This window comes from Aeromonas sp. FDAARGOS 1417, from assembly GCF_019046985.1.
Taxonomy (GTDB): domain Bacteria; phylum Pseudomonadota; class Gammaproteobacteria; order Enterobacterales; family Aeromonadaceae; genus Aeromonas; species Aeromonas veronii.
In genome coordinates, this window is the sequence record NZ_CP077221.1 from 1,118,198 (window position 1) to 1,143,384 (window position 25,187).

Here is a 25,187-nt window from a genome sequence, read left to right on the forward strand (position 1 = left end):
GGGACTAGAAACGGCGCTATTGTAGGGGAAAGTGATGGTCAGGGTAAGCGGCAGTGGAAAGGAATTGAAACGAATTTGTTGGCTGATTGTGGCGGGCCTGCTGGGCGCCTGCACGCCCGCCCCCGAATTTACCGATGCAACAGGGAAGTCGGTCAGCCTGCGCCACTTTGCCGGCAAGCCGCTGCTGATCAACTACTTCGCCCCCTGGTGCGCTCCCTGCCTGCGGGAGATGCCGCGCCTCAACGGGCTGGCAGCGGAGGGCCAGATCACAGTGGTGGCCATCAACTACGACCCGACCACGCCAGCAGAGCTGGACAAGCTGGCTGCGCAGTATCACATCAAGGTGCCGCTCCTTATTGCCAATGAAGATGCCAGGCTTACCTTCCCTCGACCAAGCGGCCTGCCCACCAGCTATCTGCTTGATAGCGAGGGCAAGCTCAAGCAGACGCTGGTCGGCGAGCTCGACCAGCAGCAGATCGAGATGCTCAAGGCGACCGCCAGCGGCATGAGTCACTAGCCCATCGCTGCTATCACCGTCCCCCACATCAACGCCACCGCCATAAACAACAAGGGCGCACCATAGTGCGCCCTTGTTTGATAGGTTTCGTTAGCCCTTGAGGCTGTCGAGATCCTTCTTGGCCCGCTCCAGCTCGGTGATGCGCGCCTCCAGACGAGCCAGGGTCATCCGATCGCTGGTGGTACCGCGTGCCACGATCAGCTCGTCGATGGCCGCCTGATAATCCCCGCGCAGTGCGAGCATCTCGGCCCGCGCCATATGCAGCTCGGTCATTCTGCCCGCCTTGCGATAGGCATCGGCCAGCAGGTTCCAGGCCAGATTGTTCTCCTCATGGGCACGGGCATAAGGGTCGAGGATGGCGATGGACTTCTTGTAGTTGCCGCTCTCGAGGTAGGCGTTGCCGAGGTTGACCACCACCACTTCGTTATCCGGCATCCGGCTGCGGAACTTCTCGAGACGCGCGATGGCCTGGGCACTGCGCCCCTTGGCCAGATCGATGTCGGTCTGGGCATCGACGATAAAGAGATCTTCCGGATGACGGGCCGCCAGCTCCTGCATCAGAGTATCAGCCTCGTCGGTGCGCTTGAGCTGGATCAGCGCCAGCGCCTTGCCATAGATGGCGGCATCCTTGAGCGGGTAATCCCCCTTCTGGATCCGGCTATCGAAGTAGCTCAGCAGCCCCTGCGGGGTATCGGTACCAAAACGCACCTGAATCCGCACCTTGGCCATCCAGAAGTCGAGACTGGGCGGCAAGTCGCGGCGACCATAGCTGCCCGCCCGAGCGCGGGCCTCGCTGATCCGGGTCTCCGGCAGCGGGTGAGTGAGCAGCATCTCCGGCGGCTTGCTGGCGTAACGATATTCGGCAGCCAGTTTCTGGAAGAAGTTGGCCATCCCCATGGGATCGAAACCGGCATCATAGAGCGTCTTCATGCCGATGCGATCCGCTTCGTATTCGTTGTCGCGGGTGTAGTTGATGGCCGACTGCATGGAGAGGCCCAGCGTAGTCTGCAACGCAGCGATACCGGCAGTCGGGTTGATCACCGCCAGCGCGATGGAGCCCACCAGACCGGCCAGGGTCACCGCCGAGCTGCTCGCCTGCGCTTCCATATAACGGGCGATATGGCGCTGGGTCACGTGGGTGATTTCGTGGGCCAGTACCGAGGCCAGCTCGCTCTCGCTGTCGGCGTAGAGGAAGAGGCCGGTGTGCACCTTGACTCGCCCGCCGAGGAAGGCGGCCGCGTTGATGCTGGGATCATTGATGAGGAAGAAGGTAAACGGGAAACGCACCCCATCGGCGTTGGTCAGCAGTCGCTGACCCAGATCGTCAATGTATTGGCTCAGCACTGGATCATCGATGATCGGCAGACCCGCACGGGCAAAGCGCATAAAAGCGTTGCCGTAACGCACTTCCTGCTCGATGGGCAGGGCAGCAACCCCGGCCGTGCCGATGTCGGGAAGCTGATTGTTGGCCTCGGCATGAAACGTGGCGCCCATCAGGGAAGCCAGCAGGGGAAGCGATGCCATCAGGGGGGAAAAACGTGCCACGTTATCTCTATCTCCATCAGAAAGGGCCTCGGCAGAATACCCTTGCCCATCAAGGGCTACAAGCGTTGTTTCACGCTCTTATCACGGCCATAATAGCGGCCACCTGCCTGATGGAGCCCCCATGGAAATTCTCGACCTGACCCCCTGGCGTTGCCCCGAGCCGCTGATCCGGCTCAAGCTCTGGTTAAGGGGGGCCAAAAGCGGTCAAACCGTCACCATCCGGCTGGCCGATGCGGGCTCCCGGCAGGATATTCCGGCCTATCTGCACCGTCAGGGCCACCATGTCGAGATGCAGCAACAACCGGACAATACCCTCTCTTTGCAGTTGGTTGTCGGGGCGAAACAGCCATCTTGAGCCCCAGTGATGTAAGGATGCAGTCATGTTAGAAGTATTGAAGCGCTGGTATCAGACCCGTTTTTCCGATCCCGATGCCGTTACCCTTTTCCTGTTGCTGGTGTTCTGCTTCACCATCATCTGGCTGTTTGGCGATCTGCTGGCCCCCCTGCTGGTGGCGCTGGTAATGGCCTATCTGCTGGAGTGGCCGGTCGCCCGGCTGCAAAAAGCGGGGCTGTCGCGCACCCTGGCCACCAGCGTCATTCTGATCCTCTTTATTGCGGTAGCAGTCGCCTCCTTGCTGGGTCTTATCCCGACGCTGGTCAGTCAGGGGATCAATCTGGCCAAAGAGGCGCCGGCCATGCTGACCCACGCTCAGGATTATGTGCGCACCCTGCCGGACAAATACCCCGAGCTCATCGACGTCAGTCTGGTGGAGACCGTCATCGACAATATTCGCCAGCGCATCCTCAGTGGCGGCGAGCATCTGGTAAGCGCCTCCCTCAGTTCGCTGGTCAACGTGGTTGCCATCATGATCTACCTCATTCTGGTGCCGCTGATGGTCTTCTTTATGCTCAAAGACAAGCGGGTACTGATGGGCAGCCTGCGCCGCTTCCTGCCGCGCAACCGCACCCTGGTCAACCGGGTGTGGGTCGAGATGAACAACCAGATCATCAACTACATCCGCGGCAAGGTGATCGAGATCCTTATCGTCGGCATCGCCACCTATGTTCCCTTCGCCCTGATGGGACTGCGCTACTCGGTGCTGCTGGCTGTCGCGGTCGGCTTCTCGGTGCTGATCCCCTATATCGGCGCCGCCGTGGTGACCGTGCCGGTAGCCATGGTCGCCCTGTTCCAGTGGGGGCTCACTCCCGAGTTCGCCTGGCTGATGGTGGCCTATCTGGTCATTCAGGCCCTCGATGGCAACCTGCTGGTGCCGGTGCTCTTCTCGGAAGCGGTCAACCTCCATCCGGTGGCCATCATCATCGCCGTGCTGGTCTTCGGCGGCTTGTGGGGATTCTGGGGAGTCTTCTTCGCCATTCCCCTCGCCACCCTGGTCAAGGCGGTGATCAATGCCTGGCCAAAACGCGAAGAGATGCCCAGTGCCGCAAAATAACCAGCTTCCCCTGCAATCGTGACAACGGAGTGTCCATGACCTTTTTTCGTCAAATCAGAGCGGCAGGGCTGACGGCCCTGCTCCTCGCTGCCGCCATGCCAGCGCGTGCCGATATCGATCTTGGCGCCATGGATCTGCTCACCAGCGACAGCCCTACCAGCCCGGTGCCACAGGGCTTTGTCGTCGGAGCAGCGCTCATCGGGGGACAGGCCCGTTATGAAGCGCAGGACAACGCCCTCTACGCCATCCCCGGCTTTATCTACTTCGGCGACCAGTTCATGTTTCTGGGAGATCGGGCCCGCTACTACTTCCACAAGGATGATAACGTGGCCCTCTACGGCTATGGCCGGGTCCGTTTTGGCAATCTGGATCCCGAGGACTCTCCGGCCTTTACTGGCATGGAGCAGCGAAAATGGCAGCTGGAAGGCGGGATCGGTGGCAACATCATCACCCCCTATGCCCTGCTGACCGTGCGGGCCAACAGCGATGTCACCGGCCGCAGCAAGGGGCAGGAGCTGCTGCTGTGGGCCGACTTCCCCATCCTGCGTGACAACCTGCTGATCATGCCGGGGATGGGGCTGATGCTGCGCAGCGACAAGATGGCCAACTACTACTTCGGCGGCATCTCCGAGAGCGAGGCGACTGCCCAGCGGCCTGCTTGGGATACCGGTACCACCCTATCCCCGATGGCGGCCCTCATCACCAGTTACCGCTTCAACCCCAACTGGATTGGCATGTTTGCCATGAACTACGAATGGTATGATCGGGACATCAAAAACAGCCCCATCGTCCAGCATGACGGCGAGCTCTATGCGGGTTTTGCGCTGGGCTATATCTGGTAACGGTTATGAGTCTTGAACCGTGAGACACGACCAAACAAAAGGGAGCCCTCGGCTCCCTTTTTCACGACCATCATCAGGCTGGTAGTACAGCCTACTCAGGCGTCCAATTCAGGCTTACAGCGCCGCCAGAAACTCGGTCAGCTGCTGATTGACGAAGGCCGGATTTTCCAGCGACGAGATGTGGCCAGCCATCGGGATCTCCCTGAACGGGCAACCCAGCACCTCGGCCATCAGATAGCCCTCCAGCACCGGACGGGCCTTATCCTCGCAGCCGGTCATCACCAGCGCGGGAGTGGTGATCTCCTCCAGCCACTCGATACGATCTTCGCGGGTCACAAAGCTGCGGCCCACCGCCACCATGGCGGCAATCTTCTCGTTTGGCCAGGCGGCCAGACGCGCCTTGAAATCGGCCAGCAAGTCGGCATCGGGCTGGTTGGCAAAGAAGATAGGCGCCACCTGTTCGATGATGGGTGCAGGAATTGAACCAAGCTGCTCGATCGCAGCGAGCATGCCGAGGTAGCGCTCGCAGGTGATCTGCGGCTCGAGGCCAACGAAGCTGTCCATCAGCACCAGACCCTTAAGGCGGTTTGGCACCATGCGCGCCAGCTCAACACCCCACATGCCGCCGATGGAGAGGCCCACCAACACGAACTCGTCAACCCCGAGGGCATCGAGCAGCGCCAGGTGATCCCGCGCCAGAGTCGCCAGGGTGCAGCCACCTTCGGGGAGCAGGTCGGAATCACCGTGGCCCCACAGCTCGGGAACGATGCAGCGATAGCTGCCCTTGAGCGCCTCGATTTGCGGCGCCCACATGGCGCTGTCCCACAGATAGCTGTGACCAAACAGCAGTACCGGCCCTTGTCCTTCATCCAGATAGGCCATCCGGCGGCCCGCTATCTCCATAAAATGCTTCATGTTATCTCCTGTTGCCAGCGATGGGCGGGCAGTGTATCACGTCCCCCTTGGCAGGTGACGCCTCCCTGGTGCAAGCTGACAGTGACTCAAAGAAGTCACCCATGAAAGGATGCCAAAAGGAGAAGCCCATGGCGAAGGAGAAGAGCAAGAAGCGGCCACGTCTGGACAAGAAGTGCTACGAGCACCACCTTGCCCATCTGCAGGAGGAGCTGGTCAAGCTGCAGGAGTGGGTCAAGCAGGAGGGGTTAAAGGTAGTGGTACTGTTCGAAGGACGGGACGCCGCCGGTAAAGGGGGCGTCATCAAGGCGATCACCGAGCCGCTCAACCCCCGGGTCTGCCGGGTCACGGCGCTGCCCGCCCCCTCCGATCGGGAGCGCTCCCAGTGGTACTTTCAGCGTTATGTGGCCCACCTGCCCGCCGCTGGCGAGATGGTGCTGTTTGACCGCTCCTGGTACAACCGGGCCGGAGTCGAGCGGGTAATGGGATTTTGCAGCGACGCCGAGTATCGCGAGTTTCTGCGCGCCTGCCCCGAGTTTGAGCGGATGCTGATCCGCTCCGGCATCACCTTGATCAAATACTGGTTCTCGGTCAGCGACGAGGAGCAGGAGAAGCGCTTCAAGGAGCGGATCAACACCCCCATCAAGCGCTGGAAATTCAGCCCGATGGATTTGCAATCCCGCTCGCGCTGGGTGGAGTACTCCCGCGCCAAGGATGACATGTTCACCTACACCGACACCGAGGATTGCCCCTGGTTCGTGGTGGAGGCGGACGACAAGCGCCGTGCCCGCCTCAACTGCATCGCCCATCTGCTGAGCAAGGTGCCCTACGAGGCGATCCACTACGAGCCCATCAAACTCCCCCCCATCAAAACCGAAGGGTATGAGCGCCCGCCGCTGGCCAGCCAGACCTTTGTGCCCGATATTACCGCCGAACTCGAGGCTTAAACCGGGTTACCTTGCCTATCTGCATGTTCAAATCGCAGGCAATAAAAAGCCGGTCTGACGACCGGCAAAAAGGCATTGATTATTAAGAAAGGAAAACCAGCACAACAAAAAATCAGGTACGGATATATTTGGCGGTACGGGGGAACGCCTGCTCCTTGGCATCGAACAGGTAGCAGGCTTCGGCCGGGATACCCACGCTGTAGGTTTGACCGGTCGCCACATCCACATCCGAGGTAGCCTTGACGGTAAAGTCGTGACCATCCACATCCATATAAACGAAGGACTCGGCGCCCAGGTGCTCGGCCACCTGCACGATCCCGCTCACCTTGCTGTGTGCATGGGGGTGATCCAGCGGCATCAGATGCTCGGGGCGAATACCCAGCTCCACCTTGTCACCCACAGCACCACTGCGGGCATCAACGCGGGCACGCACGGTATCGCCAGAGGTCAACTTGACCAGGCACTCCTGCTCTCCAATCTCCAGCAACTCGCCCGCCAGGAAGTTCATCTTGGGAGAGCCGATAAAGCCCGCCACGAACTTGTTGTCCGGGTTGTGGTAGAGATCCAGCGGTGAACCGAACTGTTCCAGGTTGGTGGCAGCTTCGGCCTTGAGCGGGCTCAGCACAACAATCTTGTCGGCCAGGGTCATCGCTTCCACCTGATCGTGGGTCACGTAGATGATGGTGGAGTTAAGCTCTTTGTGCAGCTTGGCGATCTCGATCCGCATCTTGACCCGCAGCGCGGCATCCAGGTTGGAGAGCGGTTCGTCAAACAGGAACACCTGCGGCTGCTGCACGATGGAGCGACCGATGGCGACCCGCTGACGCTGACCACCGGAGAGCGCCTTGGGCTTTCTGTCCAGCAGCGGCTCAAGACCCAGGATCTCGGCGGCACGCATCACCCGCTTGTGGATGTTCTCCTTGTCCATCTTCTTGAGCTTCAGACCAAAGGCCATGTTCTCGTAGATGTTCATGTGCGGATAAAGGGCGTAGGACTGGAACACCATGCCGACGTTGCGCTCTACCGGCGGCACGTCGTTCATGTAGCGACCACCGATGGTCAGCTCACCACTGGTGATGTCTTCCAGACCCGCGATCATCCGCAGCAGGGTGGATTTACCGCAGCCGGACGGGCCGACGAAGACGATGAATTCGCCCTCCTTGATGGAGAGGTTGATGTTGCGCAGGGTGTCCTTGTGAACAGCCGGATCGTAATTTTTGCGAACGTTGTTGAGTACTACTTCAGCCATGACGAGCTCCGCTCTTGAATCTTTGCAAATCGTGATAGCGGGGGGAGTCTGCTCCCCCGGCCATAAACTTAACCTTTCACACCGCCAGCAGTCAGACCGCCAACCAACCAGCGCTGTGCCAACAGGAAGACCACAGTGATGGGGAAACCGGAGAGCACTGCAGCCGCCGCGAAATCACCCCACAGATAGTTCTGCGGATAGAGGTACTGCTGGGCCCCGACCGCCAGGGTCAGATTGTTCACATCCTGCAGCAGGATGGAGGCCATGGGCACCTCGGTAATGGAACCGATAAAGGCCAGAATAAACACTACCGCCAGGATGGGCACCGACAGGGGCAACAGGATCAGACGGAATGCCTGCCACGGGGTCGCCCCGTCGATGGCCGCCGCCTCCTCCAGGGAGGAGTCGATGGTCTCGAAGTAGCCCTTGATGGTCCAGACGTGCAGGGCAATCCCCCCCATGTACGCCAGGATCAGGCCACCGTGGGTGTTGAGACCGAGCCAGGGAATGTAGTCACCAATCTTGTTAAAGAGCGCGTAGATGGCTACCAGTGCCAGCACTGCCGGGAACATCTGGAAAATCAGCATGCCCTGCAGGATGGTGGACTTGCCACGAAAACGCAGGCGGGCAAAGGCGTAAGCACAGGTGGTGGAGAGCGTCACGATCATCAGGGCAGTGATGCCGGCGATCTTGATGGAGTTCCACAACCAGGTCAGCACCGGGAACGGCGGCGGCGTGATGCTGCCGTCGGCGTTGGTGATGGACATGCCCAGCGCCAGCTTCCAGTGATCCAGCGTCGGATTGGAGGGGATGATCTCCCCTACCGCGAAGTTACCGTTACGGAACGAGATGGCGATAACCATGATCAACGGGAAGATGATCAACGCCAGGAAGCCCCACATGACCAGGTGGGTTGCCCACACCCGGTATTTGACTGATTTGGGTTGTACGATTGCCATGTTGAAGCCTCCTTACAGCTGCTTGTCGGCTTTGGACAATTTCAGGTTGAGCAGCGCCAGCGCACCCACGATGAGGAAGATGGCTGTGGCGATGGCACTGGCCAGACCGTAGTCCTGACCACCCGATCCCTGGAACGCAATCCGGTAGGTATAACTCACCAGCAAGTCGGTGGTACCGGCCGGGGTGCTGGCGCCGATGATGTCGGGCGCACCGTTGGTCAACAACTGGATAAGCACGAAGTTGTTGAAGTTGAAGGCAAACGAGGCAATCAACAGCGGTGTCAGCGGCTTCATCAGCAGCGGCACGGTGATCTTGAAGAAGTTCTGTACCGGGCCGGCACCGTCCATGGCGGACGCTTCATAGAGATCTTCCGGAATGGCTTTGAGCAGGCCCATGCAGAGGATCATCATGTAGGGGTAGCCGAGCCAGGTGTTGACAATCAGGATCATCACCTTGGCCAGGAAGGGGTTGGTATACCAGTCCGGTTTGATGCCAAACGCCGCTTCCAGGAACATGTTGATCTCACCGAAGTTCTGGTTGAACAACCCCTTGAACACCAGGATGGAGATAAACGCCGGGATCGCATAGGGCAGGATCAACATGACCCGATAGAAACCGCGCCCCTTGAGCTCTTCCCACTGAACCAGACAGGCCAGCACCATGCCGATAGCCAAGGTGAAAGCGACAGAGCAGGTTGAGAAGATCACGGTCCAGATGAAGATCTGCAGGAAGGGTGACTGGATGCCCGGATCGGTGACGATGCGCGCGAAGTTCTTCCAACCGACGCTCACCACAAAGCCCGGAGCAATACCCTTGCCGACAAACTGACCCTGTTCGTCGATGTACTGATAGAAGCCGGTCTCGCCATTGGGCAGCATCAGCTCGCCATTCTGGGTATCACGCAGCAGGTTGCTGTCTTTGATCACCACGCCGGACTTGAGCACGGCACCATCCATCAGACGGGTGTAGTGCTGCTTCTGGGCGGCAAACTTGCGCAGGCTGCTCAGGGTCAGGTGGGTACCGCCATCCGGCAGTACCAGATCAAGGTCACTCAGGTGAGTACGATGCTCAACAATGGCGCGGATCGGTGCGGCCTTGCTGGCCGCTTCGCCAGTGAAGGGCTGCAGCTCGACCACTTGCTGGGTGTTCTGCACACGGCCCTCGCGGGACGCCAGCTCACGGGCCTTGTTGGTCATCAGGGAAACAGGTTGGCTGATAAAGGATTGATCATCCTGTGTCAGCAGCAGCTGGAACTGGCCGTTGTCGCCACCCAGCAGGGTAAAATCGAATTCACCGCCCGCCACCTTGTAGGTTTTCTTCAGGTGGTAGTCCCGCGCCTGCTCCACGGAGAGCAAGTTGGACCCCGAATAGTTGGTGAAGGCAATGCCAATGGTGTAGGCAAGAGGGAAGATGATAAACACAACCATGCCCGCAACACCCGGAAAGATGTAGCGATGGGCATAGGTCTTCTTGTTCATGAAGACATACAGACCGACGGAAACCACCACCAGATCCAGCAGCGCGAATACCCACTCGCCACTGGCGTACATCATCACGGCTGCGTAGCCGTTGAGGATGGCAACCAGGGCCGCTATGGTCCACTTAAGCCAGGTGTGCTTATCCTTCGGACCGGCATAGGACTCAACAGAAGGTACTACTTCCATGCCAATTAACCTTTATAACGCCAAGAGAGATTTGAGAGAGTGGGAGGCCATGACGGCCTCCCGGGTAGTGCGTGCTTACTGAACGATACGCTTGGCAGCGGTATCCAGAGCTTCGTCAACCCCCTGACGACCGGAGGTCACGTTCTTGAGGGCAGTTTCGAAGGAAGACCAGAAACGGCTCATCTCGGGAACGGATGGCATCGGCTCGCCAGCCTGGGCGTTCAGCATGGTGGCCTTGATGTGCGGATCGGATTCCAGGGTCTTCTGGAAGGATTTCAGCGCAACGGCACCCAGCGGCTTGTCGGCGTTAACCGGCGCCAGACCGGCATCGGTCAGCAGGTAGTTTTCCAGGAACTCGATAGCCAGATCCTTGTTCGGGCTGGCGGCGTTGATGGTGGCACCCAGTACGCCAACGAAGGCTTTGGCCGGCTTGCCGTTCAGGGTCGGCAGCGGCGCTACGCCGTACTTGATGTCGCTCTTGTCCAGGTTGCTCCAGGCCCAGGGACCGTTGATCATCATGGCCACTTCGCCCTTGTTGAACTTGGCGTCCATCACACCGTAGTCGATGCCTTTTTCCAGGTGACCGGACTTGATCATCTCGGAGATGTAGCCCACGCCCATCTTGGCACCTGCGTTGTTCACGCCGGTATCTTTGACGTCATAACCGGTAGCGGTTTTCTTGAAGGCGTAACCACCGTTGGCAGCCACCAGCGGATAGCTGAAGTACGGGGTGTCATAAGCCCACATGATGGCGCGCTTGCCGTTTTTCTTCAGAGTCTCGTCAATCTTGGCGATCTCTTCGAAGGTTTTCGGCGGCTCGGGCAGCAGGTCCTTGTTATAGATCAGGCTGACCGCTTCCATGGCAACCGGGTAGCCATAGGTTTTGCCATCAACAGTCATGGCATCCCATGCCAGCTGTTCAAATTTGCCTTTGGTGGCAGCGTTCGGCGTTACCGGAACCAGCAAACCGGCTTTGACCCACTCACCGTAACGGTCGTGAGCCCAGAAGAAGATGTCCGGGCCGTTGCCAGTGGCGGCGGCTTGCTGGAATTTCACTTCAACCTGATCCGGGTGAGCCACAGTAACCTTGATGCCGGTTTCTGCTTCAAACTTCTTACCCACTTCAGCCAGACCGTTGTATCCCTTGTCACCGTTGATCCAGATGGTCAGCTGGCCTTCATCGATGGCAGCAGTAGCAGAGCAAGCGACGCCAAGAGTGGCCAGACCGATCAGGGATGACAGCAATTTCTTTTTCATGAGCCTTTCCTTGTATTAGTTCCGCGCTGTAAGAGCATTGTGTGCGAGATGAATATTATCCCAAGCGGCAAACGGCTCACATGACGCAACTCGCATTTTTGAAATGCAATTACGTATTTCCTTCCAGAAAGTTTTGAAAACATTTTCTTATTTCAGGGAATTACGGCCATTTATCGGCTTAATTCCAGACAACCACAAAATAATAATTACCAAAATGAAATAAAATTTCATGAATGAAAGGGTTTTCACCTCAATGAAAACCCTTTCAGGTGGTTTATTTTGTTTGATTTGTTAACAAAGTACCGCGCCAGTTTCGAGGTCTGCCCGGGCGCGATAAAAAAAGAGACCCCGCCGGGGCGGAGTCTCTTTTTGCCAGAAATGACGAGTTGATCACACTCGGGAGCATGACTACGACTGGCGCAGCAGCTGATCCTTAAGATTGGGCGGCACACCCTTGATGGTCAGGGTGTCGGTCTGAGGGTCGTAAAAGATCCGGCTGTTCAACAGCTTCTGCTCAAAGCTCAGAGTCAGACCGCCGCCGGAGCCAACAAACTTGGTCAAACCACGCAGGGTAGAGCGATCCGCCGGGAAACGCTCTTCCAGCTCATACTCCTGACCGATAAAGCTGTAAAAATCGAGGTCACCGTCGCCAGGCAATTCTGCAGACAACTCCTTGATTTCGATCTCTTCACCGGCACTCGCCTGTTCGGTGCAATATTTGAAGACCTGCTTTTTATAGTCATTGCGCTCGGTCGGCTCGAGCTGACGACTGTCGCAATAATCTTCGACCGCCTGCAGCAAGCCTTTATTTTGTACCTTGGCATCCATGCCCTCGCGGGCACCCAGCAGATCCATAAAGAAGTCGCCCAGTTTGCGACCAATGCGCCCCTTGCTGAAGGTGATATAGCGGCGCGAATCCGGTTGGGTTTTCCATTCGGTCAAATCAATACGGGCCACCAGATTGAGTTTGCCGATATCCAGATACTGGATATGGCGTAATTCCAGCGCTTCGCTGACGGTGACGCTCTCCTTGCCCTCCAGCAGAGCAATCAGCAGATAATCGACCCCGACGTAGTTATATTTGGCAAACAGCAGCACCCCCTGCTCATCGAGGGCGTGCTCCACCAGCTGCTTGACCAGCATCTGGGTCACGGTGACCGAGAAGGGGACGAATTCGGTCTGCTCGTCGAGCAGCTGTTCGAGGGCGATACGAAATGCGGGTGAAGGCTGCTTGGGAGCCTCTTCACCGTCGGCCAGCTCGGCGACGGCGGCCTCGGGGTCAGCAAAGAAGCCAAAGCCCTTGCCGCCCTTGCCGTTGTAGATCCGATGCAGTTCCGCCATCAGTCCCTGTACCGCCTCATCAGGGGGCAGGGTCTGGCTGCGGGTATCGGCGTGGGGTTGACCATCGCCGCCCTGGCGCAAGGAGTGAAGAATGATCTTGTCGATATCGAGACTCATGTCACAAAGCCATAGTGTTAGCCGAAAGGGTGAAGTATTATAAGGCGCTTTGAACCGAGATGAACTGAAGATTATGCCTATCGTATCAAAGTACAATAACGAGCAATTTGACGCCCTGATGAACGACCTGATCACCGCGCTGGAAAAGCATAAAGCGCCGGTAGATCTCAGCCTTATGGTGCTTGGCAATCTGACCACCAATATCATCAACGGTATGGCACCGGCCCAGCGCCAGGCCATCACTGAAAAGTTTGTCCAGGCCCTGACCGCATCGGTCGATAATCGCCACGACGCACACTGAGTCCCCGACTCTGTTGATTTGACGTTTCTCAACGCAGATGGATCACTATGGTCGAAACCGGTAACCCCTATCGTGATAATGTCTCTCGCCTGATCACCTGGGGGCATTGGTTCTCCTTCTTCAACATTATTCTGGCCATGCTCATCGCCACCCGTTATCTGGGTGCCATCAGCTGGCCATCGACCACGCTTGGCGTGATCTATCTCGTTGTAAGCTGGATTGGCCACTTCTCGTTTCTGAGTTTTGTCACCTACCTGTTGACGATCTTCCCGCTCAGCTTCGTGCTGCCCAAGGAGAAGTCGTTGCGGTTCATCTCGGCCATCATCGCTACCCTGGCGCTGGTGCTGCTGCTGATCGACACCCAGGTATTCCGGCTGTTCAAGTTCCACCTCAACAGTCAGGTATGGCAGTTGCTGCTGGATCAGGCGCAGACCGAAGAGGGCTCAATCTGGAGCATCATCTTCGTTGCCGTGCCCACCATCTTCCTGCTGCAACTGCTGCTGTCGGCCTATGTCTGGCGCAAGATCAACAAGCGCAAGCGCCGCCAGTACGGCAATCAGGTGGGGCTGGCCCTGCTGATCTGCTTTATTCTGACCCACGTGGTCAACAGCTGGGCGGATGCGACCCTCTATCAGCCCATCACCATGCAGAGAGCCAACTTCCCCCTCTCCTACCCCATGACGGCCCGCTCCTTCTTGGCCAAACATGGCTGGCTGGATCTGGATCAGTACGAGAAGCAGGCGGCCTCCCAGGGTGATAACAGCGACAGCCGGATGCACTATCCGCTGCGCCCGCTAAACGTCAACGCCCCCCTGACTCACAACAATCTGCTGATTGTGGTGGTCGACTCATTGCGTTTTGACATGCTCAACAACATCAACATGCCCAATCTGCAGCGCTATGCGGATCAGCATCTGACGTTCCGCAATCACCTGAGTGGTGGCAACGACGACCTGATGGGCATGTTCAGCCTCTTCTACGGGTTGCCCGGTCACTACTACAAGGACATCAGCAGCGACAAGCGTCCGCCGGTGCTGTTCGACGAGATGCTGCGCCAGGATTACCAGTTCGGGCTGTTCGGCGCGATGGAAGATGCCCAGAAGTATCGCAAGAGCATCCTCGCCGGTCTGCGCAAACAGGTGTTTGTCTCCGAACAGAGTGACGATGGCAAGCTGCTGACCGACTGGCAACAGTGGCTGGAGAAGCGCTCTCCCGAGCGCCCCTGGTTCTCGCTGGTCTATCTCTCGAGCCCAGGCGACTACCAGTTGCCCGCCACCATGAAGGGGCCGTTCCAACCGGAGCTCGCCAACTTCAATCCGGCGACCGCCTATCGGGCGGAGAACCTGCAAAAACTGGAGAACCGCTACAAGAACTCGGTCTTCTATACCGACCAGTTGCTTGAGCAGATGCTGACCAAATTGCAGTCGCAGGGGATGGACAGCAACACCATCGTCGTCATCACCTCCAACCATGGCCAGGAGTTCAACGACACCCGCAGCAACAGCTGGGGCGCAGGCAGCAACTACTCACCCTATCAGGTGCAGGTACCGCTGGTACTGGCCTGGCCGGGGCGCGGCAGTGACGTTCGGGAACAACCAAGCAGCCATTTCGATCTGGCGCCGACCCTGATGCAGGGGATGCTGGGTGTGCGCAATCCGGCGCGCGATTACAGCGTTGGCCGCTCGCTGTTTGATACCAGCCCGCGCAACTGGCTGCTAGCAGGGGATCAGAACGACTTCGCCATCTATGAAGGGGAGACCATCACCCACTTCAACAAGCAGGGTGACTTCGAACTGCTGGAGCGCAACAGCTATCGCCCGATCAAGCACGGCACCCCGGATATGGGCGCCATGATCCAGGTGATGAACGAGCTGAACCGCTTCTATCGCAACCAATGAAGCCCGCGATGATGACTTGATACCATAAAATTCGCCCCGAACTCGGGGCGTTTTTCGTTGTATAGCCGGCCACGTTCACGACAGTTAGCCACCCCACCCTTGCGGGTACTTGTAGCCGACGAAACGCTTGGCTGCATAGGCTTTGAAAGCCGCCGAGTTGTAGGCCGCCGCCACATCTTTGGCAAACGGCTGATCCGCATCTGCGCTTTTCACTACCACCCAGTTGATAAAATCGTAGCTGCGCTCCAGAAACAGTCCTTCACTGAACGGGATTCCGCTGGAGGCGGCAAAATTACCGTTGATCACCGAGAAATCCACATCCTCCCGCGAGCGGGGCAACTGCGCGGCTTCCAGCAGTACCAGCTTGAGATTGTGCGGATTGTTCACCACATCAAACTCGCTCGCCTTGAGCGGGTTTATCCCCTCCTTGAGAGTGAGCCAACCAAGATCCTGCAGCATCAACAGCGCCCGCGCCTGATTGGTGGGATCGTTGGGGATGGCCACCGTGCTCCCCTTTTTCACCTTGTCGAGTGCCGCCAGCTTGCCGGAGTAGAGTCCCATCGGACCGGTTGGCACCTGGGTAATGGGCGCCAGCGACAAGCCGCGATCTTTGGCAAAACTATCCAGATAGGGTTTGTGCTGGAAGCAGTTCACATCCAGTGATCCGTCAGCCAGAGCAATATTGGGGGTCACATAGTCGGTGAACTCCACCAGCTTGACCTTGTACCCCTTGGCCTCCAGCTGCGGCTTGATGGAATCGGTCACCATGTCGGCAAAATCCCCCACCGTGGTACCAATCACGATCTCCTGTTTGGTCGGCAAGGACGCATCGGCGGCAACCGCGGAAAAAGAGAGGCTCCCGACCGCCATCGCGGCAATAAAGGTGCTGGCGCCAGCAGTGGCGCGCAAGGAAGCAGTCAAAGGAGAAGATAAGAAGGAACGAAACGGCATAGGGACTCCCTGTCAGGTACGCATCAAGCTATGGGACTGCGGCGGGGTGGCTCTCAGAGATTAAGCCCCTCAAACCGCAGCAATCTAGCCATCCAAACGGCTATTTCAATTACCATAACAGAGCCATCCACCGCCGCCAAGCAATAAACCGCTGGTTCCACCTCATCACCCTTGCTGTCACCCCCGAATGCATAGCTGCACTCACGTTGGCACGCACAACCATGCCACTCACGTTCAAGAGCGCACGAACGCCCCTCGGGATCACCCCGAATCGAGATGGCTGCGGTGAAGGAGAGTCGCGAGAGGAGTGAATTACAGATAAAAAGATCAGTAGCGAACGGTGAGAACCATTCTCAATAAAACACATAACCAGCGCCATTGGAATACCTACCATAAACCAGATCGGATTTCTTTGAACCTCATTGCGTTTTTTGAAAATGGCTCTTTTTGAACCCCTTCCACCCGTGTATAGATTTCCGTCGCACTCAGGATGGTGCGATCCAAGATGGAGTTAAAAAAATAATGAAGCAAACATCGTTAGCACTGGCGATCACAGCACTGCTGTCGACCCTGCCCAGTGCGCTCGTTCAGGCAAATGAAGGTTGTGCGCCGCTCACCGGCAAGGAGAGCGGCATGGATATCGGACGCAGCAGCACCGAGCGCTGCCTGCCAGGTGCCAATCCCCTGCAGGATCAGCAGTGGTATCTGCTCAACAGCGGCCAGGATGGATTCAGCGCCCGTGGCGGTATAGCGGGCAATGATCTCAACCTCTGGTGGGCTCATCGCACCGGCGTGCTGGGCCAGGGAGTCAATGTGGCCGTGGTGGATGATGGTCTGGCCATCGCCCATCCGGATCTGGCGGACAACGTGCGTCCGGGTTCGAAAAACGTGGTGACCGGCAGCGATGACCCGACACCGACCGATCCGGATACGGCCCACGGCACTTCGGTCTCCGGCATCATTGCGGCGGTAGACAACGCCATCGGAACCAAGGGAATTGCCCCGCGAGCCCAGCTGCAGGGGTTCAACCTGCTGGATGACAACAGCCAGCAGTTGCAGAAAGATTGGCTCTACGCCCTTGGCGACAGCGATGCCAGCCGCGACAACCGGGTGTTCAACCAGAGCTACGGCATGAGTGTGGTGGATCCCCGCTCTGCCAACTCTCTGGATCAATCCCAGCTTGATCGTCTGTTTGAACAGCAGACCCTCAAGGCGCAGGGTGCGGCCTATATCAAGGCCGCCGGCAACGGCTTCAACAAGATAGCGGCGGGCGGCTATGTGCTTAACCGCACCGGCAATGGCCCCAAATTGCCGTTTGAAAACAGCAACCTCGATCCCTCCAACAGCAACTTCTGGAACCTGGTGGTAAGCGCGCTCAACGCCGATGGCGTCAGATCCTCCTACTCCAGCGTCGGCAGCAACATCTTCCTGAGCGCGACCGGCGGCGAGTACGGTACCGACGCTCCGGCGATGGTGACCACGGATCTGCCCGGCTGCGACATGGGTTACAACCGCACCGACGATCCCAGCACCAACCGGCTGCACGGCAACCCGCAACTGGATGCCAGCTGCGACTACAACGGCGTGATGAACGGTACCTCCTCCGCCACCCCCAGCACCTCCGGCGCCATGGCGCTGCTGATGTCCGCCTACCCGGATCTGTCGGTACGTGACCTGCGGGATCTGCTGGCGCGCAGCGCAACCCGGGTCGATGCCACACAGAAACCTGTGATGGTCAGCTACACCAGCAGCACCGGCAAGGTGCGCGATGTGAAAGGGCTGGAAGGGTGGGAGCGCAATGCCGCCGGCATGTGGTTCAGCCCGACTTACGGTTTTGGTCTGATCGACGTCAACAAGGCCCTTGAGCTGGCAGCCAATCACCAGCCCCTCCCCCCTCTGGTACAACTGCCATGGCAGAAGATCAATGTCACCGGCAGTACCGCAGCCATCCCGGATGTGGGCAACAGCCCGACCAGCTCGACAACCCGCATTGCCACACCATTGACGGTAGAAGCGGTTCAGGTGATGGTGAGTCTGGATCATCAGCGCCTGCCCGATCTGCTGATCGAACTGGTCTCCCCCGCCGGCACCCGCAGCATCCTGCTGAGCCCCTTCAACAGCCTGGTCGGCCAATCTCTCGACCAGCAGCAGCTGGGCTTTGTGCGAACCAAGGGATTGCGCGACATGCGGATGCTATCCAACAAGTTCTACGGCGAATCGGCGCAAGGCACATGGCGATTGGAAGTAACCGACGTTGCTAACGGTACCCGTCAGGTCTCTCTGCTCAATCGCGAGACCCGTGAGCGTACCACCCTGACCGAGCGCAACAATCGCCAACCGGGCAAGCTGATCTCATGGTCCCTGCGGGTCCTGGGTCACGATGCCAACCGCAGCTAACACGCTAGGAGTATTACCATGAACAAACCTGTTACCTTGCTTCTGGCAACCCTGCTGGCCCCCCTCTCGGGACAGCTCTGCGCCCAGGAGTCCGTCACCATGGATGGCAAGCAGTACAGCACCATAGAGGTGAACGGCCAGACCTACCTCATTCCCGACAATGGCAGCAAGAAGCGGGTCGCCCGCAGCCTTGACAGCAAGGTCCCGCAACAGACCCTGCGCCGCGGTGACGTGTTGATGCAAGGGGCCGCTAGCCCGGAGCTGACTGTAAGCGGCACCCTGCTGGTGGAAGCTGACGATGCCAGCGCCAAGGCGCTGGCGACTCGCCACGGCCTGAACTTCAAACAGAGCAGCGGTGGTATCGCCCTGCTGGAGGCCAAACCGGGCACCGATCTCAATGCCATCGCCACCAAGCTCAAGAGCGAAGGGGTGAATGTGCAGATCGAGCTGTCGGGGGCCGAACAGCAGCCGAAATAGGTCGTGACACACAGATAACAAAGGGGGCCATCATGGCCCCCTTTCTGTGCTGCTTATTTTGATAGTGGCTTACTTGGCACCATGCTGCTCCGCCAGATAGAGCCAGGTATCGACCACGGTATCGGGGTTGAGCGACACCGAATCGATCCCCTGCTCCACCAACCAGGCGGCGAAGTCCGGATGATCAGATGGGCCCTGACCGCAGATCCCCACGTACTTGCCCGCCTTGCGCGCAGCCTGAATCGCCATCGCCAGCAGCGCCTTGACCGCCTCGTTGCGCTCGTCGAACAGGTGGGCAATCAGCCCCGAGTCCCGATCCAGCCCAAGAGTGAGCTGGGTCATGTCATTGGAGCCGATGGAGAAGCCGTCCACGTGCTCGAGGAACTTGTCTGCCAACAGGGCATTGCTCGGGATCTCGCACATCATGATCACCTTGAGCCCCCGCTCGCCACGGCGCAGACCGTTCTCGGCCAGGATGTCGATCACCTGCTCCGCCTCGCTCACGGTGCGCACGAAGGGGATCATCACCTCGACGTTGGTCAGCCCCATCACATCGCGCACCCGCTTGATCGCCTCGCACTCGAGGGCAAAACAGGGGCGGAAGCTGTCGGCGATGTAGCGCGACGCGCCACGAAAACCGATCATCGGGTTCTCTTCATGAGGCTCGTAGCCACGGCCGCCCACCAGATTGGCGTACTCGTTGGACTTGAAGTCCGACATCCGCACGATCACCCGCTCCGGCCAGAACGCAGCACCCAGAGTGGCGATCCCCTCGGTCAGCTTGGCCACGTAGAACTCCCGCGGGCTGTCGTAACCGGCGATCATCTTGGCGATGGTGGCCTGCAGCTCTGGGGTTTGCTGGTCAAACTCCAGCAGCGCCTTGGGGTGCACGCCGATCATCCGGTTGATGATGAATTCAAGGCGTGCCAGTCCTACCCCGGCATTGGGCAACTGGGCAAAGTCGAAAGCGCGGTCCGGGTTGCCGACGTTCATCATGATCTTGATGGGCAGGCGCGGCATATTGCCCACCTCGGTCACCGCCACGTCGAAGTCCAGCTCGCCGTCATAGATAAAACCGGTATCCCCTTCCGCGCAGGAGACGGTGATCCGCTGGCCCGGCTGAATATGATCCGTAGCGTTGCCACAGCCCACCACTGCCGGAATGCCCAGCTCACGGGCGATAATGGCGGCGTGACAGGTGCGCCCCCCCCGGTTGGTGACGATGGCGGAGGCCCGCTTCATGATGGGCTCCCAGTCCGGGTCGGTCATGTCGGTGACCAGCACATCGCCGGGTTGCACTTCGTCCATCTGGCTGATGGAGGAGATGACCCGCGCCGGGCCCGCGCCAATCTTGTGGCCGATGGCTCGTCCCTCGATCAGCACCTTGCCCGCTTGCTTGAGGGCAAAACGCTCGAGGGTGTTGGCCTCCTGACGGCTGCGCACGGTTTCCGGGCGCGCCTGCACGATATAGAGCTGGCCATCCTGACCATCCTTGGCCCACTCGATATCCATCAGGCGGCCATAGTGCTGCTCAATGATGAGGGCCTGTTTCGCCAGCGCCATCACCTCCTCATCGCTGATGCAGAAGCGGCTACGCTCGGCCTCATCGGTGTCGACAATCTTCACCTGACGGCCGTGACCGGCATCGTCCGAGTAGGTCATCTTGATAAGCTTGGAGCCGAGGGTCTTGCGTACCACCGCCGGGCGGCCCCCCTTGAGAGTCGGCTTGTGCACATAGAACTCATCCGGGTTGACCGCGCCCTGCACTACCATCTCGCCAAGACCATGGGCGCCGGTGATAAAGACCACGTCGTTGAAGCCGGACTCGGTATCCAGAGTAAACATCACGCCGGAGGCGGCGAGATCCGAGCGCACCATCCGCTGTACCCCGGCCGAGAGGGCAACACCCTTGTGGTCGTAGCCCTGATGCACCCGATAGGAGATGGCGCGATCGTTGAACAGGGAAGCAAACACATGCTTGACCGCCGTCATGACGGCATCGATGCCACGTACGTTGAGGAAGGTCTCCTGCTGACCGGCAAAGGAGGCGTCCGGCATATCCTCGGCGGTGGCGGAGGAGCGCACCGCAAACGAGGCCTCGATACCGGCACTCAACTTTTCATAGGCAACCCGGATAGCCTGCTCCAGCTCGGGCTGGAACGGGGCGTCGATCACCCAGTCGCGGATCTGCTGACCGGCCCGGTTGAGGGCGGCGATATCGTCCACGTCGAGATTGTCGAGCAGATGGTGGATCTTGCCGTTGAGGCCGCTTGACTCCAGAAACTCGTTAAACGCAAAGGCGGTGGTGGCAAAGCCCCCCGGCACGGATACGCCGGCGCCAGAGAGGTTGCTGATCATCTCGCCAAGGGATGCGTTCTTGCCGCCAACTCGTTCTACGTCCTGCATTCCGAGTTGTTCGTACCAGAGCACGTACTGTTGCACTTGGATGTCTCCAGGTTGGTGGGCACCGATGCCATAGCACCTCGTGCGCCCGATTTAATCGATGAGGTTATGGGTAAGTCAGGTGCGTTATTGTCTGTTTCTTTTGTTGCCAACGACCATGAAAACGTTTTCTATTGATTTTCAAAAAAATCCCCGAGCAAGCGTTGGGGATGGTCGAATGACCGGAACATTCTACAATGGCGACACAAAAAGATAACGATTCAGGTTTGCAAGCCACTTCACAACTTGGGCACAGCAGACCGGTTGACAAAACTGGTATGGTTTCGGGAGATACTTCTCACCCTTTACCCCATGCGACCCCACCCGCGGTATCACAGGAGCCCCACGTGCACACCGTATTTTATGTTTCAGACGGCACCGCCATCACCGCCGAAGTGTTCGGTCACGCGGTACTGAGCCAGTTTCCGCTGGCCTTCGAGCAGATCACTATCCCCTTTGTGGAGACACTGGAGAAAGCCCGTCAGGTACGGATGCGGATCGACGAGCAGTTTCGCCAGACCGGGGTACGCCCCATTCTGTTTCACACCATCGTCGACCCGCTGGTACGGGAAGAGGTACTGAAATCGGAGGCGTGCGGCCACGACTTTCTCAACACCTTCGTCAGCCCGCTGGAGCAGGAGCTGGGGGTAAAAGCCGAGCCCCGCCTCCACCGCACCCACGGCATGGAGAACCGCAAGCTCTATGACGATCGCATCGAGGCGGTCAACTTCGCACTGGCCAACGACGATGGCATCACCACCAAAGAGTACGATGAGGCGGACATCATCCTGATCGGGGTCTCCCGCTGCGGCAAGACCCCCACCAGCCTCTATCTGGCGCTGCAGTTCGGCATTCGCGCCGCCAACTACCCCTTTATCGAGCAGGACATGGGGATGCTGGAGCTGCCCGCCCCCCTCAAGGCCAACCGTCACAAGCTGTTTGGCCTCACCATAGCGCCGCAGCGGCTGCACGAGATCCGTAACCAGCGCCGTGCCAACAGCCGCTACTCCTCCATCGAACAGTGCGAGCAGGAGCTGGCCTGCGTGGAGCGACTGTTTCGCCAGGAGGCGATCCGCTTCCTGGATACCAGCTCCCACTCGGTGGAGGAGATCAGCGCCAAGGTCCTCGAGGCGACCGGTCTGCGCCGCCAGCTCTGTTAAGCCAGCTTGACAGCTATCGACATCAACAAAAGATAAAAATTACAGTGTCGCGGCGAAAGTCAGCTGTGGCGAACTGCAATTCACATCGATGACAGTGAAAAGCGTGGATAAAAAAGGGATAAGCACCACAAATGCTTATCCCTCTTCTTGTCGACCTTAGCGTTGTGCCCTTGTCACCTGCTGCCAGTTAGCCGCTATTCGATTCCGTTCTGCTGCGCTCGGCAAACAGCCAGCGTTCACTAACGATTGAGCTCAGGGTTGTTCATCAACCGAGCATAGAAGGCCAGCAAACCGTGGCGCAGGCGAACCCGCTCCGCCAGCCAGCCGCCAACGAGCGCCCCCGTTACCCCACCCACCAGCAACAGCGGCTGCCAGTAGTGCAGCAACTCCTGATCACCGAGTAACAGCCAACCCAGCAACATAATCGCGGCCACCAGCAACAACAGCGGACTGGCGGCAATCCCTAACCAGAGCGCCACCAGCACACTCCGGGCAACCCCTTGTTGCAGCACGCTTTCGCGCTTTCTGTACTCCAACTCCCTGCACTCTTCCCTGTACTCTCGCTTGTTTGGCATCATTTGCATCCATTTGTGGCTTGGCACCACAAAAGCACACCAACAAGACAAAATGTCAATCAAACAGAATTCGACTGCACAAACATCAACCAAAAACTACCAGCAAGCCTCTTCAGATCATGAAAAAGCTGCCTTTGGTACAAAACACGGCCATTAGAGATGGAAAATAGGTGCATTAATGGCGGATTATCACTATTCTGCTTCGGTTGCCAGCCAACACTAAAAATTGAAAATGGCATGGCGTAACGAAATAAATACAACTTTCGTCAGGTTTTGGCTACGCACTGCGGCCTGCTCAGGATGAGCCCAACACCGACCAGAGACAACAGAGACGTAAGGACAGACCCATGGATTTGAAACAAGACGGTGAGGAGCTGAAGCGCGGCCTTAAAAACCGCCACATTCAGTTGATTGCTTTGGGCGGCGCCATCGGCACCGGCCTCTTTCTGGGCATTGCCCAAACCATCAAGATGGCAGGCCCCTCGGTCCTGCTGGGGTATGCCATCGGCGGCTTTATCGCCTTCCTGATCATGCGCCAGCTCGGTGAAATGGTGGTGGAAGAGCCGGTAGCCGGTTCATTCAGCCACTTTGCCTACAAATACTGGGGTGAGTTTGCCGGTTTTGCGTCCGGCTGGAACTACTGGGTGCTCTACGTGCTGGTGAGCATGGCCGAGCTGACCGCAGTGGGCATCTACGTCCAGTACTGGTGGCCCGAGATCCCGACCTGGATGTCGGCAGCCTTCTTCTTCGTGCTGATCAACGCCATCAACCTCTCCAACGTCAAAGCGTTTGGCGAGATGGAGTTCTGGTTCGCCATCATCAAGGTGGTTGCCATCATCGGCATGATTGGCTTTGGCTGCTATCTGCTCATCTCCGGTGCCGGCGGCCCCGAGGCGAGCGTCACCAACCTGTGGGCTCAGGGCGGTTTCTTCCCCAACGGCATCAGCGGTCTGGTGATGGCGATGGCGGTGATCATGTTCTCCTTTGGCGGTCTGGAGCTGGTGGGCATTACCGCCGCGGAAGCGGACAACCCCGAGAAGAGCATTCCCAAGGCCACCAATCAGGTGATCTACCGCATCCTCATCTTCTACATCGGCGCCCTAGCTATCCTGATGTCCCTCTACCCCTGGGGTAAAGTGGTGGAAGGGGGCAGCCCGTTCGTGATGATCTTCCATGCACTGGACAGCAATCTGGTCGCCACCGTGCTCAACATCGTGGTGCTGACGGCGGCACTGTCGGTCTACAACAGCTGCGTCTACTGCAACAGCCGGATGCTGTTCGGTCTGGCCAAACAGGGCAACGGCCCGAAAGCCCTGCTCAAGACCAACAAGAGCGGCGTGCCGCTGGTTGCCCTCTCGGTCTCGGCCATCGCCACCCTGCTCTGCGTGCTGATCAACTACCTGATGCCGGGCAAAGCCTTCGGTCTACTGATGGCGCTGGTGGTCTCCGCACTGGTGATCAACTGGGCGATGATCAGCCTCGCGCACCTCAAGTTCCGCAAGGCCAAGGTCGCAGAAGGCGTCCAGCCCAAGTTCAAGGCGTTCTGGTACCCCTTCGGCAACTATCTCTGCCTCGCGTTCATGGCTGGCATCCTGGTGATCATGTATATGACCCCGGATTTCCGTATCTCGGTCGAACTGATCCCAGCCTGGCTGGTGGTACTAGGCATTGGCTTTGTCATCAAGCGCAAAGGACAAGCTCAAAGCAAGGTCGCAGCCAATCTGGGTTAATGCCCGAATCTAGCGACATCAATGCAAAACGCCGATCACATGATCGGCGTTTTTTTATTGCGCGCAGCACTACTAGCAGCCGTAGCCCTCAGGAAGGCAGCTCTTGCCTTTGATCTTGCCGATGCTCCGGGCTGTTGACGCAACACTCATCGCGGAAAAAGGCGATGATCTCCTCCAACACCGCGTATTGAGAGACGCAAAGCAGGGTGCGACTCTCCCGGTTTTGCTTCACCAGCCCCACCGAGACCAGCGCCGCGATATGGTGGCTGAGGGTGGAAGCGGGGATCGCCAGCTGCTTTTGCAGCTCACCCACCGGCAGCCCCTGCTCTCCCGCCTTGACCAGATGCTTGAAGATAAACAGCCGGGTCGGATGACCCAGCTCTTTCAATGCCTTGGCGACCTCTTCCAGTTGCATCTCTGCGCCCTCCACGAATTTGATATTTCGATAATACCA

The 25,187-nt window shown here is 58.4% G+C and carries 22 protein-coding genes; 11 read left to right on the forward strand and 11 right to left on the reverse strand.

The genetic code is table 11. The features are described from left to right. Positions 1-34 precede the first annotated feature (34 nt). Entirely contained in the window at positions 35-517 is a 483-nt protein-coding gene (locus tag I6L47_RS04935; protein ID WP_216948807.1) for a TlpA disulfide reductase family protein, read from the forward strand. A 90-nt stretch (positions 518-607) separates the two neighbouring features. Here I6L47_RS04935 and I6L47_RS04940 read toward each other — a convergent pair whose 3' ends face one another. Next, positions 608-2,062 (reverse strand): M48 family metalloprotease, encoded by a 1,455-nt coding sequence (locus I6L47_RS04940; protein WP_367949184.1) that lies wholly within the window; start codon positions 2,060-2,062, stop codon positions 608-610. A gap of 121 nt (positions 2,063-2,183) precedes the next feature. On the opposite strand from I6L47_RS04940, the gene I6L47_RS04945 reads away from it, so the two are divergent. The 3 genes from I6L47_RS04945 to I6L47_RS04955 are packed head-to-tail and all read left to right on the forward strand — an operon-like array spanning position 2,184 to position 4,355. After that, positions 2,184-2,417, forward strand: coding sequence for a sulfurtransferase TusA family protein (locus tag I6L47_RS04945; RefSeq protein WP_005361432.1), 234 nt, complete (start codon positions 2,184-2,186; stop codon positions 2,415-2,417). Positions 2,418-2,442: 25 nt separating this feature from the next. Further along, positions 2,443-3,513: an AI-2E family transporter gene (locus tag I6L47_RS04950; RefSeq protein ID WP_005352935.1), complete on the forward strand. Its 1,071-nt coding sequence runs from the start codon at positions 2,443-2,445 to the stop codon at positions 3,511-3,513. A 35-nt stretch (positions 3,514-3,548) separates the two neighbouring features. Continuing rightward, positions 3,549-4,355, forward strand: coding sequence for a MipA/OmpV family protein (locus tag I6L47_RS04955; RefSeq protein WP_216948808.1), 807 nt, complete (start codon positions 3,549-3,551; stop codon positions 4,353-4,355). A 114-nt stretch (positions 4,356-4,469) separates the two neighbouring features. Here the strand turns inward: I6L47_RS04955 and I6L47_RS04960 are convergent, their stop codons facing one another. Continuing rightward, a complete protein-coding gene (locus I6L47_RS04960) occupies positions 4,470-5,270 on the reverse strand; it encodes an alpha/beta fold hydrolase (protein WP_216948809.1) in 801 nt (266 codons plus the stop codon). A gap of 128 nt (positions 5,271-5,398) precedes the next feature. Here I6L47_RS04960 and ppk2 point away from each other — a divergent pair, with 128 nt between their 5' ends. Then, positions 5,399-6,214 carry a polyphosphate kinase 2 gene (ppk2, locus tag I6L47_RS04965; RefSeq protein WP_005361444.1) on the forward strand — a complete coding sequence of 272 codons (816 nt, stop codon included), beginning with the start codon at positions 5,399-5,401 and terminating at the stop codon, positions 6,212-6,214. A gap of 112 nt (positions 6,215-6,326) precedes the next feature. On the opposite strand, the gene I6L47_RS04970 is transcribed toward ppk2, so the two are convergent. The 5 genes from I6L47_RS04970 to yejK form a co-directional block, all read right to left on the reverse strand. After that, entirely contained in the window at positions 6,327-7,463 is a 1,137-nt protein-coding gene (locus I6L47_RS04970; RefSeq protein WP_005333867.1) for an ABC transporter ATP-binding protein, read from the reverse strand. Positions 7,464-7,531: 68 nt separating this feature from the next. Then, a complete protein-coding gene (gene malG, locus I6L47_RS04975) occupies positions 7,532-8,422 on the reverse strand; it encodes a maltose ABC transporter permease MalG (protein WP_005333868.1) in 891 nt (296 codons plus the stop codon). A 12-nt stretch (positions 8,423-8,434) separates the two neighbouring features. Further along, positions 8,435-10,087 carry a maltose ABC transporter permease MalF gene (malF, locus tag I6L47_RS04980; protein ID WP_005333870.1) on the reverse strand — a complete coding sequence of 551 codons (1,653 nt, stop codon included), beginning with the start codon at positions 10,085-10,087 and terminating at the stop codon, positions 8,435-8,437. A gap of 75 nt (positions 10,088-10,162) precedes the next feature. Next, positions 10,163-11,344, reverse strand: a complete 1,182-nt coding sequence (malE, locus tag I6L47_RS04985; RefSeq protein WP_216948810.1) for a maltose/maltodextrin ABC transporter substrate-binding protein MalE — start codon at positions 11,342-11,344, stop codon at positions 10,163-10,165. Positions 11,345-11,752: 408 nt separating this feature from the next. Continuing rightward, positions 11,753-12,802 (reverse strand): nucleoid-associated protein YejK, encoded by a 1,050-nt coding sequence (gene yejK / locus I6L47_RS04990; RefSeq protein WP_005333872.1) that lies wholly within the window; start codon positions 12,800-12,802, stop codon positions 11,753-11,755. Between the two features lie 73 nt (positions 12,803-12,875). Between yejK and I6L47_RS04995 the strand changes: the two genes are divergently transcribed. Continuing rightward, positions 12,876-13,103 carry a YejL family protein gene (locus tag I6L47_RS04995; RefSeq protein WP_005333874.1) on the forward strand — a complete coding sequence of 76 codons (228 nt, stop codon included), beginning with the start codon at positions 12,876-12,878 and terminating at the stop codon, positions 13,101-13,103. Between the two features lie 47 nt (positions 13,104-13,150). Beyond that, positions 13,151-15,001, forward strand: coding sequence for a DUF3413 domain-containing protein (locus I6L47_RS05000; protein ID WP_042053125.1), 1,851 nt, complete (start codon positions 13,151-13,153; stop codon positions 14,999-15,001). An 84-nt stretch (positions 15,002-15,085) separates the two neighbouring features. Here I6L47_RS05000 and I6L47_RS05005 read toward each other — a convergent pair whose 3' ends face one another. Continuing rightward, positions 15,086-15,871, reverse strand: a complete 786-nt coding sequence (locus tag I6L47_RS05005; RefSeq protein ID WP_199415714.1) for a MetQ/NlpA family ABC transporter substrate-binding protein — start codon at positions 15,869-15,871, stop codon at positions 15,086-15,088. Positions 15,872-16,474: 603 nt separating this feature from the next. Between I6L47_RS05005 and I6L47_RS05010 the strand changes: the two genes are divergently transcribed. Continuing rightward, positions 16,475-18,349, forward strand: a complete 1,875-nt coding sequence (locus tag I6L47_RS05010) for a S8 family serine peptidase (RefSeq protein WP_021229061.1) — start codon at positions 16,475-16,477, stop codon at positions 18,347-18,349. A gap of 18 nt (positions 18,350-18,367) precedes the next feature. After that, positions 18,368-18,826: a hypothetical protein gene (locus I6L47_RS05015; protein ID WP_058056145.1), complete on the forward strand. Its 459-nt coding sequence runs from the start codon at positions 18,368-18,370 to the stop codon at positions 18,824-18,826. A 69-nt stretch (positions 18,827-18,895) separates the two neighbouring features. On the opposite strand, the gene ppsA is transcribed toward I6L47_RS05015, so the two are convergent. Next, on the reverse strand, positions 18,896-21,268 hold the full coding sequence (gene ppsA, locus I6L47_RS05020; RefSeq protein WP_216948811.1) for a phosphoenolpyruvate synthase: 2,373 nt from the start codon (positions 21,266-21,268) through the stop codon (positions 18,896-18,898). A gap of 347 nt (positions 21,269-21,615) precedes the next feature. On the opposite strand from ppsA, the gene I6L47_RS05025 reads away from it, so the two are divergent. Then, positions 21,616-22,428, forward strand: coding sequence for a pyruvate, water dikinase regulatory protein (locus tag I6L47_RS05025; RefSeq protein ID WP_005344832.1), 813 nt, complete (start codon positions 21,616-21,618; stop codon positions 22,426-22,428). 239 nt (positions 22,429-22,667) lie between these two features. Here I6L47_RS05025 and I6L47_RS05030 read toward each other — a convergent pair whose 3' ends face one another. Then, positions 22,668-23,003 carry a hypothetical protein gene (locus tag I6L47_RS05030; RefSeq protein ID WP_216949317.1) on the reverse strand — a complete coding sequence of 112 codons (336 nt, stop codon included), beginning with the start codon at positions 23,001-23,003 and terminating at the stop codon, positions 22,668-22,670. A 347-nt stretch (positions 23,004-23,350) separates the two neighbouring features. On the opposite strand from I6L47_RS05030, the gene I6L47_RS05035 reads away from it, so the two are divergent. Further along, complete coding sequence (locus I6L47_RS05035) at positions 23,351-24,733, forward strand: amino acid permease (RefSeq protein ID WP_064342003.1); 1,383 nt, start codon at positions 23,351-23,353, stop codon at positions 24,731-24,733. 88 nt (positions 24,734-24,821) lie between these two features. Here the strand turns inward: I6L47_RS05035 and I6L47_RS05040 are convergent, their stop codons facing one another. Continuing rightward, positions 24,822-25,148, reverse strand: a complete 327-nt coding sequence (locus I6L47_RS05040) for a helix-turn-helix transcriptional regulator (protein ID WP_005344826.1) — start codon at positions 25,146-25,148, stop codon at positions 24,822-24,824. Between the last annotated feature and the right edge of the window lie 39 nt (positions 25,149-25,187).